Source organism: Streptomyces sp. 2A115 (assembly GCF_052245575.1).
Taxonomy (GTDB): domain Bacteria; phylum Actinomycetota; class Actinomycetes; order Streptomycetales; family Streptomycetaceae; genus Streptomyces.
In genome coordinates this window covers 11,992-29,893 of record NZ_JBQQCG010000119.1, presented here as the reverse complement: position 1 = coordinate 29,893, position 17,902 = coordinate 11,992, and the positions used below count along the sequence as shown (strand labels likewise).

Below are 17,902 nucleotides of genomic sequence, written 5' to 3'. Positions count from 1 at the left end.
CGCACGCCTTCTGCACCCTGCAACGACTGGCCCGGGCCCCAAAAGACGCGGCGCCGGCCTGAGCCTCTACCAGGTCGTCCGCGAGCTGCAGACACTCCTCGCCCTCTGGACCGGTGCCTGCCCCACCCGCCACCACGACATACCCACACCAATACGCACCTGACCAAGCCCTACTAGGAACGGTACCTCTCGCAGTCGGCCGACACCGTGCGGTTGGACATGGCGTACGAACTCCTCGGCCATGCCGCCGACATACTGGCCGATCGTATTGAGTCGGGGCGGACTGCGGCCCGATCCGCTTGCCGGTGTGTACGTCGACGACGGGCACGTCGGCTACCGGCGCGCGGACAGCCGCTTGGGCGCCAAGGCCCGCCACGCCGAGCGCGGCGCAGGCGACGCGGGCGACGCGACGCCGCCCGCGGACGAGCAACGGGGCGGTCTTCGTCTCCTCATCTCCCGGTCACCCGATCTGGCCCGCGGTCCAGCAGTCCGGCTTGTCCGGCCGGCCGCACGTGGACAGGGCGGTCAGCGTGCGGTGCAGCGCGGCCCGCCGGTCCTCGGGCAACTCGGCCGCCGTGTTGGTCAACTGGTGCGGATCGGCGGCCAGGTCGTGGTACTCCACCTCGCCCGTCGCGTACTCCACGTACAGCTCGTCAGTCGTGCGGATCGCCTTGTACGAGCCCGGCTGCGCGTTGCCCAGCCCGGCCACGGCATCCGGATCCCGGGCCGTGGCGGCGTGCGAGGTGTGCTCCAGGAATGCCGCGTCGCGGGCCCAGCCGTCCGTTTCGCCGCGCCACAGCTGGGCCATCGACCGGCCGTCGCTTGCACCCGGCGTCACCCCTGCCAGCGACAGGAAGGTGGCGTACATGTCGGTGTTCTGCACCAGTTCCCTGCGGGTCGCCCCTGCCCGCACCCCCGGCCCGGCCACCAGGATCGGCACCCTGGCGTCGTGGTCGTACGGAGTGCCCTTGCCTTGCAGGAGCCGGTGCTCGCCGAGGTGAAAGCCGTTGTCGGAGCCGAAGACGACGTAGGTGTTGTCCGCCACACCCAGCTTGGTCAGGTGCGCTCGGAGCCGCTTGATCATGTCGTTGAGCGACTGCATCATCTGCACCCGTAGCCGGTGGTTGCGGTCGATCGCGGTCTTCTCGTCCGCGGTCAGCGCGCTCTCGCGCAGCCACTGCGGCCCGTCGGCGACGGTGCGGTCGAAGGAGCCGTCGCGCGGCGCCTTGACGTCGTTGCAGTCCACGGGGCCGCAGTCGCCGGCGAAGCCGGCGTCCGGATTCGCCCGGTCGCGGGGCGCGGGTACGAACGGCAGCTTCGCGTTCGGCGCCACCGCCGAGTGCGGGGCGAAGGGGGAGACCTCCAGGAAGAACGGCTGGTCCGCGTGGTCGTTCACCGACCGGTTCAGGAAGGCCACGGCCTTGTCGGACAGCAGATCGGTGAGGTAAGTGTCCTGGTAGTGCCGTCGCGTCTTGTTGCCGTCGACGGCCTCCGTCATGGGGTAGTTCATCTGGCCGTAGCCGCCTTTGCCGGCGACGTGCCATTCGTTCCAGCCCGGCGGCACGTAGTCGGCCGGGTAGTCGTAGTCCCAGGCGGGGTCGGCGCCCTCGGGCCGGTATTCGTTGAGGTACTTGCCCATCTTGCCGGTGCGGTAGCCGGACTTGCGCAGTGCGGTGGCGTACGTGCGGTCCTCGTCGTCGAGGAAGGCGCCAAGGCCGCCGTCCCCGAACTGCGAAGTGTTCGTCAGCACTCCGGTGTTGTGCGGCATCCTGCCGGTCAGGCCGGAGGCCCGGGACGAGCAGCACAGGGAGTCGGCGAAGACGTAGTTGGCCATCGTGGTGCCCTGCTGCCGCAGCTGCGCCGCCTCGGTCATGTAGCTGAGCAGGTCGGCTGACATGTCGTCGACCTGGATGTAGACGATGTTCGGCCGTTCCGCGGCGGGTCGTTCCGCGTCCGGGGAACCGTCGTCGGCTATGACGGTGGCTGCCGTCACCCCGGCCGCCGTCAGCACCAGGGCGAGCCCGACGACAGCCGCGTTTCTCAGTCGCTTACGCATGGGTGCACCTCGCATCTCTCGGTCGTCGCATCGGTCCGTCCGCCGCTCGGCCCGGTACCTCGATCAAAGCAACGGAGCAAGCGGGAAAGACAATGTCAAGTGGCTCTGCCTCTCCGCCTCGAGGGCATGCCCTGGGCGTAGGAGGCCATGACGTTGGTGACGCCGCACTCGACCACGTCGGGCAACTCGGCCTCTCGCAATGCGCTCACCACAAGCACGACGCGGGCACCCTCGTCATGCACGACCCGCCGCAGCCGAGCGAGAGCAATGTCGTCGAGGGCGCCGTGGACGAAGATGACCACCGTGCCCGGCTCGTGATCCGACTCCTCGCGAACTTCGATCTCCGGATGGCGGCGCAGCTGGCTGAGCACGCCCTCTCGGGAGATCGGATCCGGGGCATTGACTGCCACGGGGATCTCCCCATGCTGCCTCGGGTGCCCGGACGAGCGATCGCCGGAATCAGCCGTAGGTGCTCCTGCCTGGGGCCGCGGTTGCCCCAGCTGGTGCTCCGGTGACTGCCCGGACATGGTTCGTGCGACCTCCGGTGTCAGCTTGTGTCGAAGGTCCGACTGCCTGCCACCGGACGGTGGCGGTGACTCGACGGCACTGTTCGACGTTGGTTCGGGCTCATGGTCGAGAAGCACCTACGTGTCCAGCGTCCAAGTGGTTCATTTCTGCCGCCGTGCACCCGGCACCCGGTCCAAGTGACCATCCCGGGCATCGGCCCTGCGGCGGCTGAGATCATCATCGCCGAGACGCACCGTCCCCGTCGCGGAAAGCACCAGCTCACCGCGGGTGCGAGACCCTACAGACGCTGTCGGCGCCACCCCCTCGGCTCCGGATACCTCGGAGGTCTCAGTGGACATGACCGTCGTGCTTTCTCTCGGCGGTTCGGGCTTGGTTGGTGCATGGCCAGCACGTGCTCACGCCGCGCACGATTCACCGGCCGCCGGCCCGCGACCCCGGCGTTCGACGCGGCCCGGGAGTTGAACCGTTCGTCCCGGCGGCTCGTTGTCCCTCGCGTCAACACCTCGACCGACAGACCCTCCCCCGAGGTCAGATCAGTCGATTGATCAACACCTCAGCGGCCCATCACCTCACCGCCCCGCTCGGACCACACGACCCCGACAGAGACTCGATGCCGTACACACTCGACGCCCAACTCCTGCGCCCAACTCCTGCAGGCCCAGGCCGACATGCACCCCGCAGGTGACGCCCAGCCGCAGCATCCGGCCCGCGGTGACTGGAAGGTGCTGCGCGAGGGCGAGTCCGGTCCCATCTTCCTCGACGAGGACGTCGCCTGCGCCGCCGCCTGGCCGCCACCGGCACCTCGGTCGAACGGCACGTCCAACCCGGGCTGCCCGCACCCATTCGACCACCTGGCCCCGCAGACCGATGTCGCCCACCGCGCCCGGGCCGACCGACTGCGCGCTCTGACCAGCTTCTGACCGGTCGGTCGAGAAGTCCCCACCTCACCAAGTCCCCACCTCACCCGAAGAAGGTCATCATGAGCTCTCAGGATCATCAGGATCAGAAGGTCGCCGTCATCACCGGCGCCTCGCAGGGCATCGGCGCCGGCCTCGTCGACGCCTATCGCAAGCTCGGCTACGCCGTCGTCGCCACCTCGCGCACGATCTCCCCCTCCAACGACGCGGGGGTCCTGACCGTCCAGGGTGACATCGCCGATCCCGGCACGGCCGAACGCGTCATCGCTGCCGGCGTCGAGCGGTTCGGACGTATCGACACCCTGATCAACAACGCGGGTATCTTCCTCGCCAAGCCCTTCACCGACTACACCCGGGACGACTACGCCGCCGTGACCGGTGTGAATCTGGCCGGCTTCTTCCGCATCACCCAGCTGGCCATCGAGCTGATGCTCGCCCAGGGCGGCGGCCATATCGTCAACGTCACCACCAGCCTGGTCGACAACGCCGACTCCAACGTCCCCTCCGTGCTTGCCTCGTTGACCAAGGGCGGCCTGCAGTCCGCCACCAAGTCCCTCGCCATCGAGTACGCCACGCGCGGCATCCGTACCAACGCCGTCTCCCCGGGCGTCATAAAGACCCCCATGCACCCCCTGGAGACCCATGAGGCCCTTGCCGTCCTGCATCCGGTCGGCCGGATGGGCGAACAGAGCGACATCGTCGACGCGGTGATCTATCTGGAGAACGCGCCGTTCGTCACCGGCGAGATCCTCCACGTCGACGGCGGCATGAGCGCGGGCCGCTGACCCGCAGGACCCTGCTCGCGATGCGTGACAGGCAGGCAGGCCGCGTCAGGGGGTGGTGCCCGAAGGTCTTCTTCCAGGTCGCGGCGGCGTCCTGCTTCTCGGAGTGCGCCAGGACGAGGACACCGTCCAGGTCGACGATCACGTGCCTGCCCGCGTCCGGTGCCGCTTCACCGGCCAACTCCAGGCATGGTCGCGTACTTCGGCGCGGGCGGTGCGCAGCGCTGCCAGTACCCGCTGCCCGCGCCGGCGCCGGTTCGCTGATCAGCCGGGAGACCGAACCGCACCACTGGAGTACGCGTCACGGCCTGCCGCCCGGCCGCCACCGACACCGAGTACTTCGATGTCCTCGGCAACGACGAGGAGGCACGTTTCGGCCGCAAGCGGCCGCCGCAGGGTGTCGCACGCGCCGCGCTGCGAGCCGCGGAGAAGGCCCGGCCGCACGTCATCGTGGGGCTGCAGCGGAAGATGTCGGCGCTCTTGCCCCGTCTCCTGCCACGGGCCGCGACGGCCCGGGCCGGCGAGAGCGCGCTGCGGCCCAGGCACCCGGATCCGTCCCCGAAGAGCATCGGCTGAGCATCACGCCCGCGTCCTTGCCCCGTCTCGCCTCCGTTCTGTCTCTCCACCGTTCTGTTTTTCCGCTGTCAGCAAGTCGGAAGGTTCCAACGGATGTCCCACACACTCGTCATCGGCGGCTCACAAGGCCTCGGCCGCCATATCGCTGAGCACTTCGCCAAGGAGGGCGGCCGCGTCACCCTCACCAGCAGGGACGCGTCGAAGGCGGAAAAGGTCGCCGCCGAGATCGGAGGCGCGGTCACCGGGCTCGCCGTCGACCTCAGTCGCCCGGAGAGCATCGAACAGGCACTGGCACCGGTGAAGACCGTGGATCACTTGGTCATCACGGCCATCGAGCAGGCGGCGAACTCACTGCAGTCGTTCAGCGTCGAGGACGCGCTGCGGGCGGCGACGGCCAAGGTCGTGGGATACCTGGAAGCGGTCCACACCCTCACGCCGCGCTTCGCTCCCAAAGCTTCCATCGTCTTGTTCGGTGGCCTCGCCAAGGAACGCCCTTACCCGGGCTCCACGGTCGTGACAGCCGTCAACGGCGCAGTCTCGGCACTGGTACGCACCCTGGCCGTGGAGCTGGCACCCATCAGGGTCAACGCCCTGCACCCCAGCCTCGTGGGAGACAGCCCGCAGTGGCGGGACAGGCCACAGCCCCCTCAGGTGACGCGCACCCCCATCGGACGGCCGGTCACCATGGCCGAGGTGACCGACGCCACCGTGTTCCTGCTGCGCAACACGGGCGTGAACGCCGTGGACCTCTACCTCGACGGCGGCCTGATGGTCAGCTGACGCGTCCTGCCGGTTCGAAGACATACCCCGCGCGGCGGGCGGCCCACGCTCGGCATGTCGGCGTCGCTCCCGCATGGTGGCGGTGCACCGGGCCCGATGACCGTGCCCACCCCCGCCGATTTGCCTGGGCACACCGGGGAAGCACAGCCGTGAGGCCGGGCGGCGGCCGCTCGACGCGGTCGGCTGCCGCTCGCCCGGCCCGCATGCCGTCGCGTGGGTCGCTTCGGTTCCCATGCTGCGCTGGTGCCGTACGTACGCGGCCGGAAGATTCCGCCGAACGCCCAGAAGGTCCTCGTCGCCTCGACGACTGGCTGCGCGAGTTTCCGCCGCCGTCCGGACCGCCCGGTCCAGCTCCCCGGCGATGTCCGACCCCACGAGAGACGTGAGGCCCAGTCCGCCGCACAGCCCGACCAGCTCGGACAACCGGCCCGATCTCGGTGGCTCCACCGACCGTGCAACCCTCCGCCGTCGACGCCGGATCGAGGATATCGGCCACATGCCCCTTGCCGGGACTCTCGCGCCGCACCTCCGCGAAGATCGACATCCCGGGCGCCCTCAGAGCCGGCATCGGATGGAGCGGCCCGGGCATGTCGGCCGCATGCGCCCGCTGCCACCGGCCGGAACACGGCCGGCTCGGCCCGTAGCAGGCCCACATCGGCCAGGCAGCCTCCGCCCGGGGCGCTTGGGCGGCCCGGCCCCGGTGTTCGCGGCTGCGAGACGGCTCGCTGGGTTCACTGCACGGCGGCGCGGCGGCGGCGGTTCGGGTCGGCCAGGACGGCCGCGCTGTAGCCCGCGTCCTCGGGGTTGAGGTTGGTGCCCGGTGCCACGATGCGGTCGATGCGGTTCAGCACGGCGGGTTCCAGGACGATGTCCGCGGCGCTCAGCTGGTCGTGCAGATGCTCGGCGGTGCGCGGGCCGATGATCGCCGCGGTGACTGCGGGGTGCGTGGCGACGAACGCCAGCGCCAGCTGGATCAGTGTCAGGCCCGCTTCGTCGGCGATGCCGGCGAGTTCGGTGGCTGCGTCGAGCTTGGCCTGGTTGCCGGGGATGTCCATGTCGTAGTGGGAGAGCGTGGTGGGGAAGGGCATCGTCCGTGTGCGGTGGCTGGACAGGTCGGCCGCGCCGCGGTGCCAGCGGCCGGACAGCCAGCCCCCGGCCAGCGGACTCCAGGCGAGTACGCCCATCCGGTAGGTCTCACAGGTGGGCAGTACGTCGGCCTCGATGCCCCGGGCCAGGAGGGAGTAGGGCGGCTGTTCGCAGACGAAGCGCTCGCGCTGCCGTCGCTCGGCGGTCCACTGCGCCTGCACGATCATCGAGGGGGCGAACGTCGAGGACCCCGCGTAGCGGATCTTGCCCGCGCGGACGAGATCGGACAGCGCGCCCAAGGTCTCGTCGAGGTCGGTGGCGGCATCGGGCCGGTGCACCTGGTACAGGTCGATGTAGTCGGTGCCCAGACGGCGCAGGCTCTCCTCGCAGGCCCGGACGATCCAGCGCCGCGAGGCACCGCGCTCGTTGAGGCCAGGGCCCATGGGGCTCGACACCTTGGTCGCCAGGACGACATCGTCGCGCCGTTCGGCGATCGCCTTTCCGACGATCACTTCGGACTCGCCGCCCGAATAGACGTCGGCCGTGTCGATGATGTTGACGCCCGCGTCGAGCGCCGTGCGGATGATGCCGATCGAGTCGTCATGATCGGGGTTTCCCCACTGCCCGAACATCATCGCGCCCAGGCACAGCGAGCTGACGTGGACTCCTGTACTACCCAGCGTGCGGTACTGCATGGCGTGGGCGGCCCTTCTGTGATCGCGGCGGTGCGAGGGATCGGCCGACAGCCACCTGCTACCGTCCCAATAAGCGGAGCAGGGTCCGCTTAGTCGCCACGTTAAGCGGAGCCGACTCCACATGGCAAGCCGAGAGGAAGAAGCGCATGCCTGATCCGTCCGGCCGACCGATCCGGGCCGACGCACGGGCCAACGAAGACAAACTGCTCGCAGCGGCCGCCCTGGCCTTCGCCCGGGACGGCGCCGCCGCGACCCTGAAGCAGATCGCGAAGGACGCGGGCGTCGGGATCGCCACCTTGTACCGACGCTTCCCGACCCGCGAGCAGCTCGTCGACGCCACCTACCGCTACGAGACGGCCCGGCTCTCCGCCCAAGCTTCCGATCTCCTCGGCGAGCTGCCCGCCGACCGGGCCCTGCGGGTGTGGATGTCCCAGGTGCTGGACTACCTCGCCACCAAGCACGGTATGGCCGACACGCTCAAGGCCCTCCTGCAGAACGACGAGCGGCTGAGCTCGCAGACGCGCGAGCAGCTGACCGGCGCGATCGAAGGGTTCCGTCTCGCCGGGATCACCCAGGGGGTGATCCGGGAGGACGTACCCTCAACCGACATCCTCATGAGCCTGGCGGGTGTCACCCTCGTAGCCGGGGCTGTCCACCAGCGCGCGCAGGCCGAGCGGCTGCTCGACCTGCTGATGGACGGCGTCACCCGCCCGGACGGATGGCGCGGGACCACGGAGCGGTCCACACCGTGATCCGGACACGCTCGGCACGCCACCACAGACCTCCCAGACTCCATCCCTGTTCAGCGAGTCCCCGCCGAAGTGCTCCTCCCCTTCCGTACCTTCCGTGAGGGTGCTGTCGAGCGAGACGTAGTTGGGGTCGGCTGATGACCCGCCGCCTCAAGCGCCGATCCGGTCATCCGGTCCCAGGACAGGGTGACCGTCAGTCGCCCCAAGGGCGCGAGGGGCTCGGTGACCCTGCCCCGCCACGGGCGGGTCGAGACGCCCCTGGGCTCGATCACGCGCCTGTGGGCACACAGTGTCCACCGGGTCGGAAACCGCAACTGACCATTTCACGCGGAGAGCTGACCGAACCAAGCCCGGTCTCGGCGCGCTGGGTGAACCCGATCCGGGTGGACTTCGTAGTGCCGACGGATGCCCCACGCCGGGGCCTTGGACTGATTATTCGACCGGCCTGCAGAGCCACCTAAGAGAGCGAGCGCGGCGTGACCAAACAGCACCTGCCAATCCGATCGGGACAGCACGTCGTCATCACGGGCGGCTCGTCCGGCCTGGGCCTGGAGGTCGCTCACCAATTGGCGCCCCGCGGCGTCATCCTGACCCTGCTTGCGCGCGACCTCGACAAACTTGAGGCTGCTCGCAAGGAGATCGTCGCCCGGAGGCCGGATGCCGACGTCGATGTCGTCGCGGTCGACGTGGCGGACGGTGTCGCGCTGAACGAGGCGTTCGCACGGAGCGCGGCCAGGACAGGCGGCCTCGATGTCCTGGTGAACTGCGCGGGGACCGTCCGCGAGGGCTACTTCGAGACCCTGGCAGACGACGACTACCGAGCCGCCATGGAGACCAACTTCTTCGGGACCGTGAACGCGATCCGTGCCGCGCTGCCCTCGCTGAAGGAGTCCCGCGGCCGGGTCGTCAACATCGCCTCGGTCGGAGGACTGGCCGGCGTCTTCGGATTTACTCCGTACTGCGCCTCCAAGCACGCCCTCGTGGGGTTCACCAACTCCCTGCGCTTCGAGCTGGAACCTCAGGGCATCACGGTGCAGTTGGTCTACCCTGGCGAGTTCGACAGCCCGATGACCGCCGCGCTCGAGACCACCCGGACGCCCGAGAACCGCGTGCAGACCCACGCCATCCCCAAGATCCCCGCGAAGCAGATCGCACGCGAGATCGTCAAAGGTATCGATGCCGGCACAGGCGACATCGTTCCCGGCCGCTGGACCCGAATCTTCGTGACAGCCCTCCGGCTCGCTCCGAGCATCTCCAGCGCCATGGTCCGGCGACGCGTCGCCGGCGTCTACCAGGGCCCACCGCGCGGACACTGACGTCCATGGAACGGTGCCGCTCCAGCTCGGCCTGGCGGCGCCCGAGCAGTGACAGGCCCGTCGCCTTCCTCCGGCTCCGGGCCGTCTTCGTACGCGCCGAACGGGCCCGGCTCACCCGGCGCGCCCCCAGCAGCATCCCGTCATCCCGACCTTCCCACCCACGCGACCCGAGGAATCACCATGGCCACCATGGACCGTAACGAGAACCCGCCCCGCTTCGACGACCTGCGCGCGCTGTTCGTCAACTGCACGCTCAAGCGCTCGCCCGAGATCAGTCACACCGAGGGTCTCATCGACAAGAGCCGCACCGTGATGGAGAAGAACGGCGTCACCACCGAGCTGATCCGCGCCGTCGATCACGACATCGCCATCGGTGTCTGGCCCGACATGACCGAACACGGCTGGGAGACCGACGCCTGGCCGTCGCTGTACGAGCAGGTGATGGCGGCCGACATTCTCGTGCTGTGCGGACCCATCTGGCTCGGCGACAACAGCTCCGTGATGAAGCAGGTGATCGAGCGTCTTTACGCATCCTCCAGCAGCCTCAACGAGCAGGGCCAGTATGCGTATTACGGTCGGGTCGGGGGCGCTCTCCTCACCGGGAACGAGGACGGTGTGAAGCACTGCGCCATGAACATTCTCTACAGCCTGCAGCACCTTGGGTACACCATCCCGCCGCAGGCCGACGCCGGGTGGATCGGTGAGGCGGGCCCCGGGCCCTCGTATCTGGACCCTGACTCCCACGCCCAGGACAACGACTTCACCAACCGCAACACCGCCTTCATGACCTGGAACCTGATGCACATCGCCGCGATGCTCAAGCGCGCGGGAGGCATCCCGGCGTACGGCAACCAGCGCTCCGGCTGGGACGCGGGACTTCGCTTCGACTTCCCCAACCCCGAGTACCGCTGAATGCGCTCGCCGGGCCGACTTGATCGCACGCCGACCCGGCGGCGGGCTGCCCCTTAAGTCCGCACCCACCGGCCGGCCGGTGGGTGCGGGGGCGGCGAGGAGATCGACGGCTTCGGTGATGTAGCGGTAGGCGGTGGCCGCGCTGATGCGGAACCCGGCCGCAAGCTGGGCGTACGGGTGTCCGTTGCGGAGGTGGACCGGGGTGAGGAGGGCCTGGCGGCCGACGGTCAGGCGTCGTCATCGGGTGCCAAGACGGCGACGGTGCTGCCGCAGGCGGCCGGTGAGGAAGCGCGGGGTAGAACTCGAACCATAGTCCGACAAGCGCCGGGGCTCGGTACGCCGCTGGCGGGCGGCCTGGCGGCAAGGAGGTGCGGCGGCGTTGGCCTCGGGGGGGCCGATGTCGGTCGAGCGGCTGTCGTCGTGGTTGCCAGGTTGTTGCCAGGTTCGACGGCACAGGTCGCCAGATCATTCACGACGTGATCACGAGAGAGCCGGATGACCGAGAAATCGCCACGTCCGGTTCGGCGAGGGGCCACGCGGAACCGGACCTGCCTCGGCAGACTCCTCGCCGCGCGGCCGACCCACGGCGCCGACTATTGTGGCGGTGGCGGTCATCACCGCGAACAAGCAGCGGCCCGCGTCCGCAAACGCCTCCACTCGGCGGTGGGTTAACGTCCTCCGCGCGAAGTCCACGCCGAGTACGATAAGTTGCGAATCGCCGCTTGAAATAGCCGGTCAGACGCCCGTCCGGAAACTTCGTGGCCCCTCAATGATCGGGTTCACTCTGTGCCGCACAGCATGGTTGACCGGCCATCATGTGGTTGGCCGCCACCGTCGAGCTGGGCGACTTCCCACTACCACTAGCCGGCTCGCCCTTGACTACGTCGCACCGTCAGGACGCTGCACGCGCATCCCGCGGGAAGTCTCGTCCAGCATGGGGCCCATCTCAGACGAAGATCCCAAGCGCTCTCGGTATCCGCTCTGATCATTGCGCGATGCCGCGTTCGGCGAGATGTCACAGTCGCGCGCTCGTGCCATTGCGTTCTTCGCGCCGCAGCCCGCGTTTGGCCGGCAGGCCGTTGGCGATGGTCCTGTTTGGCGGTGCGGTAGGCCACTGCGACGGTCAAGTCCCCCTCACCAGCACAAGGACAACCGCGGCGAAGACCACCTCATCATCGATGTTCGCGACGCCGCCACCCCGCGGACACACCCGCGCCGGAGGCAGCAGCGGCCATGCGATCTCCCATAAACCATCCGGAACAAATCCATCCCCACCGCCCGCTCCCCACGGCCGGCCTCACGGGCATGTGCCGTCCCCGGCGGGGCAGGCTCGCTGTTCGCCGCCGGGTGGCGTCCCGCCACGTGGTGCGGCGATCCGGGCTGCTGTGTCCGGAGAGTCAGCACGAGGCCGACGGCCTCGGACAGGCGGGAGACGCTCCGTGCTGCTCCTGGCGGGGCGCGCCGTCCATCGCGGAGGTGTCGGGTTTCCGCGGCTGTAACCTGCGGAGTCGCGAACTCCGCAGGCCTGCACCACCTCGCGGGACGCGACCCGCCGCCGCCTTCGACCCGTCTGCCGTGTCCACGGCCAGGCCATGTCGTCGACCTTGTAGACGACATACGGGTCCGTCGACAGCTTGGGGAGGATTACGTAATCGCCTGGGCTACGTAGTTTTTGCCGATGCACCGGCGTCCGGTTCTGCGGCATCGTCGGCACCGAAAGTCAGGCACCGGCCCCGGAAGCAAGGGACAGACTCGATGGTCTGGAAGTCGTTCTTCCAGGCATCGTGGAGCCCGAGACCCCGCGACTGCGCACCACGGTGGGCCGGCGACTGGACAGCCTTGTTGCGGCGTCCGGCGGCCGCGCCGTCAGCCCTGTGGACCGGCGCGGCGACGTGGCCGCGCGGATCCGACGCACCGCCCCGCTGTGCGGAGCGGGCCGGGACCGCCCCGCGCGGTCTGGCCTCGGTCGGTCGTGGTGGCCGCCGCGGTTCTCTCGTGGGGCTCGACCATTGCGCACATCGCGACAGCCGCAGAAGTGTGCACTGCGTCCCCGACACATGGCCCTCCCCGGGCCATGTGTCGGGGAAGAGCCAGAAGAGCCATGTGTCAGTAAGAGATGGGGAAACGCTTGCTCAGCTCGACTCCGGCCTCCGCAGCCTCCGTGCTCTCCTTACCCCCCAAGAGCCGGGTGCGGGTAGCCGTCACAGCTCCCGATCCGATCAGCCGCGAGGGAGTCATCAGCCAGTTGCGCCGCCACCCCGAGGTCGAACTGTGTGAGGATGCCGGGTCCGCCGCGGTGGCCCTGCTCGTCGAGGACGCACTCGACGAAACAGCGCTCACCCGGCTGCGGCGGACAGTGCGCAGCGAGGGTGCGCGTGTGGTGCTCGTGGTGGGGACGATCCGGGAGCACGAACTGCTGGACGTCATCGAAAGCGGCGCCGGAGCCATCGTGTGGCGCCGCGAGGCCACCGCGCATCGTCTGGTGCAGGCGGTGCTGACCGCGGCCGAGGGCGGCGGCGATCTGCCCTCGGACCTGCTGGGCCGGCTCATCAGCCAGGTAGGGCGCCTGCACCGGGGCGACGCCGACCGGCCGGGGACCTTCCTCGGCCTCACGCCGCGCGAGGTGGATGTCGTGCGACTGGTGGCCGAGGGCCTCGACACCTCAGAGATCGCCGCCAAGCTCTCCTACTCCGAACGCACCGTGAAGGGCGTCATGCACGGAGTCACCACACGCCTGCATCTGCGCAACCGGTCCCATGCGGTGGCGTATGCCCTCCGGGAGGGCTACATCTGACCGGCCAGGCAGCGGCGGCGAACCCTTGGGGCAGCAACGCTGCCCCGCCGTCGTCCCCGCCGTGCCTGCGGCCCGGTGGGCACAAGGAGCACGATCGGGGGCAGGCGGCAAGGAGCCGGCCACAGCGGGCGGCAGGGCAGGAGCGCAAGCGTGATTCATGAGGTGGACGACGTCCTCAAGGAACTCCTCAGCAATGGGGTGCTGGCGGGGTCGGGCATCGACGTGTCCTTCGAGGCGCCCACCCGTGACTGGGCGGCCCGGCGCAACGCCCCCGTGGTCAACGCCTACTTGTACGACATCCGTGAGGACGCGGCCCGGCGGCAGCGCGGCCACGCGGCGGTACGCGACGACCGGGACATCGTCATGCGCCACCGCCGGCCCCCGCGCTGGTTCCGTCTTTCCTACCTGGTGACGGCCTGGACGAAGACTCCGCAGGACGAACACCGTCTGCTGTCCGCCGCGCTGGCGACGCTGCTGCCGCATGAGCTGCTCTCCGCGCAGGAGCTGCCGGGCTCGCTCGGGCGCCTCGGCCTGACGATGCCGGTGGCAGTGAGCGGCATCCAGTCCGAGGCCCGCTCCCTCGCCGAGATCTGGTCCGCGCTGGGCGGCGAGCTCAAGCCCTCCCTGGACCTCGTGGTGACCGTGCCCTTCCCGGCGTTCCCCGACTACGACGCGGCGCCCCCGGTCACCGAGGGCGCGATGGTCCGGGTACACGATGTGGACGGCGGCCCGCCCCAATCGACGGAACGCGCCCACCGACCCCACCAAGTGGCGGCGGCCCGCGCCGCGCACGAGGAAGCGGCGGCCCGCCGCGCGGAGAAGCCATGAGCGCCTCGTCCCTGGAAAGCCCGTCCCCCACGGCCACCGGGCCCCGGGGCCCCGGCTCCGCGGGCCCGGCCCGTTGCCTCCTCGACCGGCTGGCCGGACTGCGGCAGACGGTGACCGCACTGGTCGAACACCGCTCCGCCGGCGACCCCACCGCGAACGACCCGTTGCGCGGCCTCTACTTGTCCGAGGAGGCCGTGAGCCAATTGCTGCGTACCCGGCCGCCCGCGGAGCCGGACGCGGACGTCCGGCCGGACCCGCCGGCGGCATGGCCGGAGGACATCAACGACCGGCTGGCCCGGACGGCCGCCCGGCTGCGGCTGACCGAGCTGGACCTGGCGGTCGTGCTCATCGCCCTCGCCCCTGACGTCGACCGCACCTTCGAGCCGCTCTACGGTTACCTCAACGACGACGTCAGCCGCCGCCGCGCCACCCTGGGTCTCGCCCTCGACCTGTGCGGGGTGCCCGCGCACCTGCCTCAGGCCCGCGCCCGCTTCCACCTCTCGGCGCCGCTGCGCGCTCTCGGGCTGCTGACGGTCGAGGAGGAGGCCGACCGTCCGTTCCTCACCCGCTCGTTGCGCGTGCCCGACCGGGTGACCGCCCACCTGCTGGGCGAGGACACCCCGGATGCCACCCTTCTCGGCCTGCTGCACCCGATGCCGGACCCACTGCCCGCCGCCGGGCACGACGAGGGCTTCGTCCGACGGCTGGCCACCAGGCTCGGCGAAGGACCGTTCACCGCCTACCTACGGGAACACCGTGAAGGCGAAGCGCTGGCCGGCCTCGCCTCCGCGCTGCACACGGCAGGCGTCGAGGCGCTGCGTTTCTCCGGCTCCGCGGACCACGTCTACGAGCTGTTGCGGGAGGCGCGCCTCAGCGGCCGGGCCGTCGTGGTGTCCGGCCTGCCCGATCAACCGGGCCCCATGGTCCACGAGTTGACCGGGGCGACGGACGTGACCGTACTGCTGGCCGATCCACGTCCGTACGATCCGCAGTGGTCCGCGCACGACCCGCTGGTACTGCAGGCACCCCGGCAGCCGGCAGGAGGCACGGCCGCCTGGCGGGACGCACTGGGAGAGGGCGCCGACGCCTTCGACCTCGCCGGCACCGTGGCCCCGTACCACCTCGGCGGTGAGCACATCAGCCGTGCCGCCCGCGCCGCCACGGCACTCGCCGCCTGGGACGGGACCCCGCTCACCGCCGCCCACGTCCGGCTCGCCGCCCGCCAGCAGTCGGCCTCGGGCCTGGAGCGGCATGCTCGCCGGATCCGGCCCGCGGTGGACTGGCGGGACCTGGTTCTCCCCGACGGGCCCCTCGCCCAGCTGCGGGAACTCGCCCTGCGCGCCCGCCACCGCGACCGGGTCCTCGGCGACTGGCGGCTCAGCGCGGGCGGCGGCCGTGGACGGGGGGTCCTCGGTCTGTTCGCGGGAGAGTCCGGCACCGGCAAGACGCTGTCCGCGGAGGTGATCGCGGCCGATCTGGGGGTCGACCTCTATGTGGTCCAGCTGTCCTCGATCGTGGACAAGTACGTCGGCGAGACCGAGAAGAACCTCGAACGGATCTTCACGGAGGCCGACCGCACGGACGCCGTGCTCCTCTTCGACGAGGCCGACGCGGTCTTCGGCAAGCGCTCGGAGGTCAAGGACTCCCACGACAGGTATGCCAACCTGGAGAGCGCCTACCTGCTGCAGCGCCTGGAGTCCTTCGACGGCATCGCGCTGCTGACCACCAACCTGCGCGCCAACATCGACGACGCGTTCACCCGACGCCTCGACCTGGTGGTCGATTTCCCCTTCCCGGACGCCGGACAGCGCCTGGCGCTCTGGCGGCACGGACTGTCGCACGTCCCCCGCGCCGAGGGCGTCGACGCCGGCTCCCTCGCCCGGGACTTCGAGCTGGCAGGCGGTTCGATCCGCGGCGCGGTCATCACCGCCGCCTACCTCGCTGCCGGCCGGGACGAGCCGGTCAGCGCGCGTGACTTGTTGGAGGGCGCCCGCCGCGAGTACCGCAAGGCCGGCCGGCTGGTCCCGGGCGAAGCGGGCTGGTGACGACGGAGGCCGTCTCCCTTCCGGTTCGTTCCGGCAACCCTTCCGGTACACGCGGCGGCAGGTGGCAGGTGTGTCACACGGTGAAACGGACCGCCTCCAGCCGGAGCTTCTGCTCCATCGGACTCCCGCCGTACTTCCACTGGCCATCCTTGGTGCAGATCCGGCCCAGCCAGTGCTTGTCCTTCACATAGGCGTTCTGGCACACGGAGCCGTCGAAGACCTGGATGGTGAACCCCTGCAGGGGGGAGTCCGCTTTCTTGGTGCTGCCGATGAACATGTCCTTCCCGTCGACCGCGCTCGACCACTTCTCGCCCTTCTTCCAGCCCTCGACCACATAGGCGCCGGCGGCGGCGATACCCTTGGTGCCGGACACAGCGAAGTTGAGGGCCTTGATGGGCTTATCCTTGCCCTCCGTGCCGGCCTTGGCCCCGTCACATACCGGTTTTTGCCAGCCGCTGCCCGCGACGTAGGCGCGGTAGCAGATGTGGCGGCCTTCGCTGAGCGCTGCGACCTTGCGCACCGCGGTGGCCGCCGTCGGTTTCGCGGGCTTCTTCTCCTTCTCGGGTTCTTCTCCATTCCCGCCGCCTCCTCCACCTTCGGGCTTCTCCGGGGCGGGCCTCTCCGGGGCGGGCTTCTTGGGGGCTGGCTTCTTGGGTGGATCGCCCGGCCCGTCGTCGGGTGCCGTGGGCGGACTGCTGATCGGTGCGGACGGACTGGGCACGATCTCGCCGGCCTCCTGGGGCTTCTCCGACGCCGCTGTCTGTACGCGCGGCTGGTACGTCACCCAGATCATCACGAACGCGATCGTCAGCGCGAGGAGCAGCCCGAAGGTGGTGGCCAGCCAGCCCGGCAGAAATCCACGCTGCACATAGGTGCCGTTCGCCTGCATGGGCTCGGCCCCTGAGCGCCGCACTGCCAGCGAGTACGGCTGCTCCTGTTTGGAACCGAACCAGATGATCTGCCGGGGCCGCAGCGTCGCCTTCACGAACGCGGCCCGGCCCGGCTCGATCTGGACGTTGCCCGGCCGGAGGTCGTACGACAGCCGGTCACCGGAGTCACTGCCGCTGAGCGAGGCGGTGACCTTGGTGTTACCGAGGTTGTCCACGGCCAGCCGTGGCCGCCCCCGGAACCGCCCCTTCACCGTCGGCGGCACCAGCTCGGCGCGCACCTCGGTGAAGGGAGTGATGGTGAGGTTGCCCTCGGGGACGGTGACGGCTTCCCGATGCTCGGTCGGCGTGATCCGTACCGCATACGGATTGGGACCGGCGGTCGCGTCGGGCGTGCGCGGCGGCGCGAACGTCAGCTCCACCGTGCCGGTCGTCCCCGGATAGAGCCGCAGTGCCTGCGGCTCCACCGTGGTCCAGGGCGCGAGATCACCGACCGGTTCGAAGCGGTACTCGTCGACGATGTCACCGGTGTTGCGCAGCCGGAGCCGCACAGTGGTGCTGTTGCCGGGGTCGACGGTCGCGGAGGCGGGTTCCAAAGAGGTCCAAAGGCTCACACCTCGACGGTAGGAAAAGACGCGGATCCCGTCAGGAGGCCGCCGGGCAGACCCGCTTGCCCGGACGGGCGGCGGCATGTGCCCTCCGGTTCGCGGAGAACTCGGCGTCTTCATCGGCCCAGTGGTGTTTCCTGCCGGGCGGGAGGCCATCACCAGATCTTTACCGCGGCGCCCGCCGGACGGACCGTCGCGCCGGTACGAGACGGTAAGCCGTCGATGTGCGCACAGCCTGCCCATGAACATCACCGGGGTCCGTGCGCCAGGGCAAGGCGCCTGCACGCACAGGTGCCTGTCCGGACGTGTCCCCGAGCCGGACCGAAAGGGAACACTGGAGGTT

Annotated in this window: 13 protein-coding genes and 2 pseudogenes; 9 read left to right on the top strand and 6 right to left on the bottom strand. The window is 69.9% G+C overall.

Annotation, left to right across the window (positions count from 1 at the left end; translation table 11 throughout):
- Positions 1-460: 460 nt before the first annotated feature.
- Together ACTWQR_RS51180 and ACTWQR_RS51175 are read right to left on the bottom strand one after the other, a co-directional pair.
- A complete protein-coding gene (locus tag ACTWQR_RS51180; protein WP_443234217.1) occupies positions 461-2,056 on the bottom strand; it encodes a sulfatase family protein in 1,596 nt (531 codons plus the stop codon).
- A gap of 95 nt (positions 2,057-2,151) precedes the next feature.
- Positions 2,152-2,466, bottom strand: a complete 315-nt coding sequence (locus tag ACTWQR_RS51175; protein ID WP_443234216.1) for a hypothetical protein — start codon at positions 2,464-2,466, stop codon at positions 2,152-2,154.
- Between the two features lie 786 nt (positions 2,467-3,252).
- Here ACTWQR_RS51175 and ACTWQR_RS51170 point away from each other — a divergent pair.
- Both ACTWQR_RS51170 and ACTWQR_RS51165 read left to right on the top strand, forming a co-directional pair.
- Positions 3,253-3,504, top strand: coding sequence for a hypothetical protein (locus ACTWQR_RS51170; RefSeq protein WP_443234215.1), 252 nt, complete (start codon positions 3,253-3,255; stop codon positions 3,502-3,504).
- Positions 3,505-3,563: 59 nt separating this feature from the next.
- Complete coding sequence (locus ACTWQR_RS51165; RefSeq protein ID WP_443234214.1) at positions 3,564-4,286, top strand: SDR family NAD(P)-dependent oxidoreductase; 723 nt, start codon at positions 3,564-3,566, stop codon at positions 4,284-4,286.
- Between the two features lie 43 nt (positions 4,287-4,329).
- Here the strand turns inward: ACTWQR_RS51165 and ACTWQR_RS51160 are convergent.
- Positions 4,330-4,514, bottom strand: a pseudogene (locus tag ACTWQR_RS51160) (IS1380 family transposase); the annotation flags it as partial.
- Between the two features lie 438 nt (positions 4,515-4,952).
- Here ACTWQR_RS51160 and ACTWQR_RS51155 point away from each other — a divergent pair.
- The gene (locus ACTWQR_RS51155) at positions 4,953-5,639 is read left to right on the top strand and encodes an SDR family oxidoreductase (protein ID WP_443234213.1); all 687 of its coding nucleotides are present in this window, start codon (positions 4,953-4,955) and stop codon (positions 5,637-5,639) included.
- Between the two features lie 731 nt (positions 5,640-6,370).
- Here the strand turns inward: ACTWQR_RS51155 and ACTWQR_RS51150 are convergent.
- A complete protein-coding gene (locus tag ACTWQR_RS51150) occupies positions 6,371-7,420 on the bottom strand; it encodes an aldo/keto reductase (RefSeq protein ID WP_443234212.1) in 1,050 nt (349 codons plus the stop codon).
- A 146-nt stretch (positions 7,421-7,566) separates the two neighbouring features.
- Between ACTWQR_RS51150 and ACTWQR_RS51145 the strand changes: the two genes are divergently transcribed.
- The 3 genes from ACTWQR_RS51145 (at position 7,567) to ACTWQR_RS51135 (ending at position 10,397) form a co-directional block, all read left to right on the top strand.
- The gene (locus tag ACTWQR_RS51145; protein ID WP_443234211.1) at positions 7,567-8,172 is read left to right on the top strand and encodes a TetR/AcrR family transcriptional regulator; all 606 of its coding nucleotides are present in this window, start codon (positions 7,567-7,569) and stop codon (positions 8,170-8,172) included.
- 473 nt (positions 8,173-8,645) lie between these two features.
- On the top strand, positions 8,646-9,485 hold the full coding sequence (locus ACTWQR_RS51140; RefSeq protein ID WP_443234210.1) for an SDR family NAD(P)-dependent oxidoreductase: 840 nt from the start codon (positions 8,646-8,648) through the stop codon (positions 9,483-9,485).
- Positions 9,486-9,665: 180 nt separating this feature from the next.
- A complete protein-coding gene (locus ACTWQR_RS51135; protein WP_443234209.1) occupies positions 9,666-10,397 on the top strand; it encodes a flavodoxin family protein in 732 nt (243 codons plus the stop codon).
- A 78-nt stretch (positions 10,398-10,475) separates the two neighbouring features.
- Here ACTWQR_RS51135 and ACTWQR_RS51130 read toward each other — a convergent pair.
- Positions 10,476-10,718: pseudogene (locus ACTWQR_RS51130) on the bottom strand (helix-turn-helix domain-containing protein); the annotation flags it as partial.
- Positions 10,719-12,558: 1,840 nt separating this feature from the next.
- On the opposite strand from ACTWQR_RS51130, the gene ACTWQR_RS51125 reads away from it, so the two are divergent.
- The 3 genes from ACTWQR_RS51125 to ACTWQR_RS51115 all read left to right on the top strand — a co-directional run bounded on the left by ACTWQR_RS51125 (position 12,559) and on the right by ACTWQR_RS51115 (position 16,064).
- On the top strand, positions 12,559-13,191 hold the full coding sequence (locus ACTWQR_RS51125) for a response regulator transcription factor (RefSeq protein WP_443234208.1): 633 nt from the start codon (positions 12,559-12,561) through the stop codon (positions 13,189-13,191).
- 150 nt (positions 13,192-13,341) lie between these two features.
- Positions 13,342-14,019, top strand: coding sequence for a DUF4255 domain-containing protein (locus ACTWQR_RS51120; protein ID WP_443234207.1), 678 nt, complete (start codon positions 13,342-13,344; stop codon positions 14,017-14,019).
- Positions 14,016-16,064, top strand: a complete 2,049-nt coding sequence (locus ACTWQR_RS51115; protein WP_443234206.1) for an ATP-binding protein — start codon at positions 14,016-14,018, stop codon at positions 16,062-16,064. Before ACTWQR_RS51120 ends, ACTWQR_RS51115 begins: the two co-directional genes overlap by 4 nt.
- Positions 16,065-16,137: 73 nt before the next feature.
- Here ACTWQR_RS51115 and ACTWQR_RS51110 read toward each other — a convergent pair whose 3' ends face one another.
- On the bottom strand, positions 16,138-17,565 hold the full coding sequence (locus tag ACTWQR_RS51110) for a hydrolase (protein WP_443234205.1): 1,428 nt from the start codon (positions 17,563-17,565) through the stop codon (positions 16,138-16,140).
- Between the last annotated feature and the right edge of the window lie 337 nt (positions 17,566-17,902).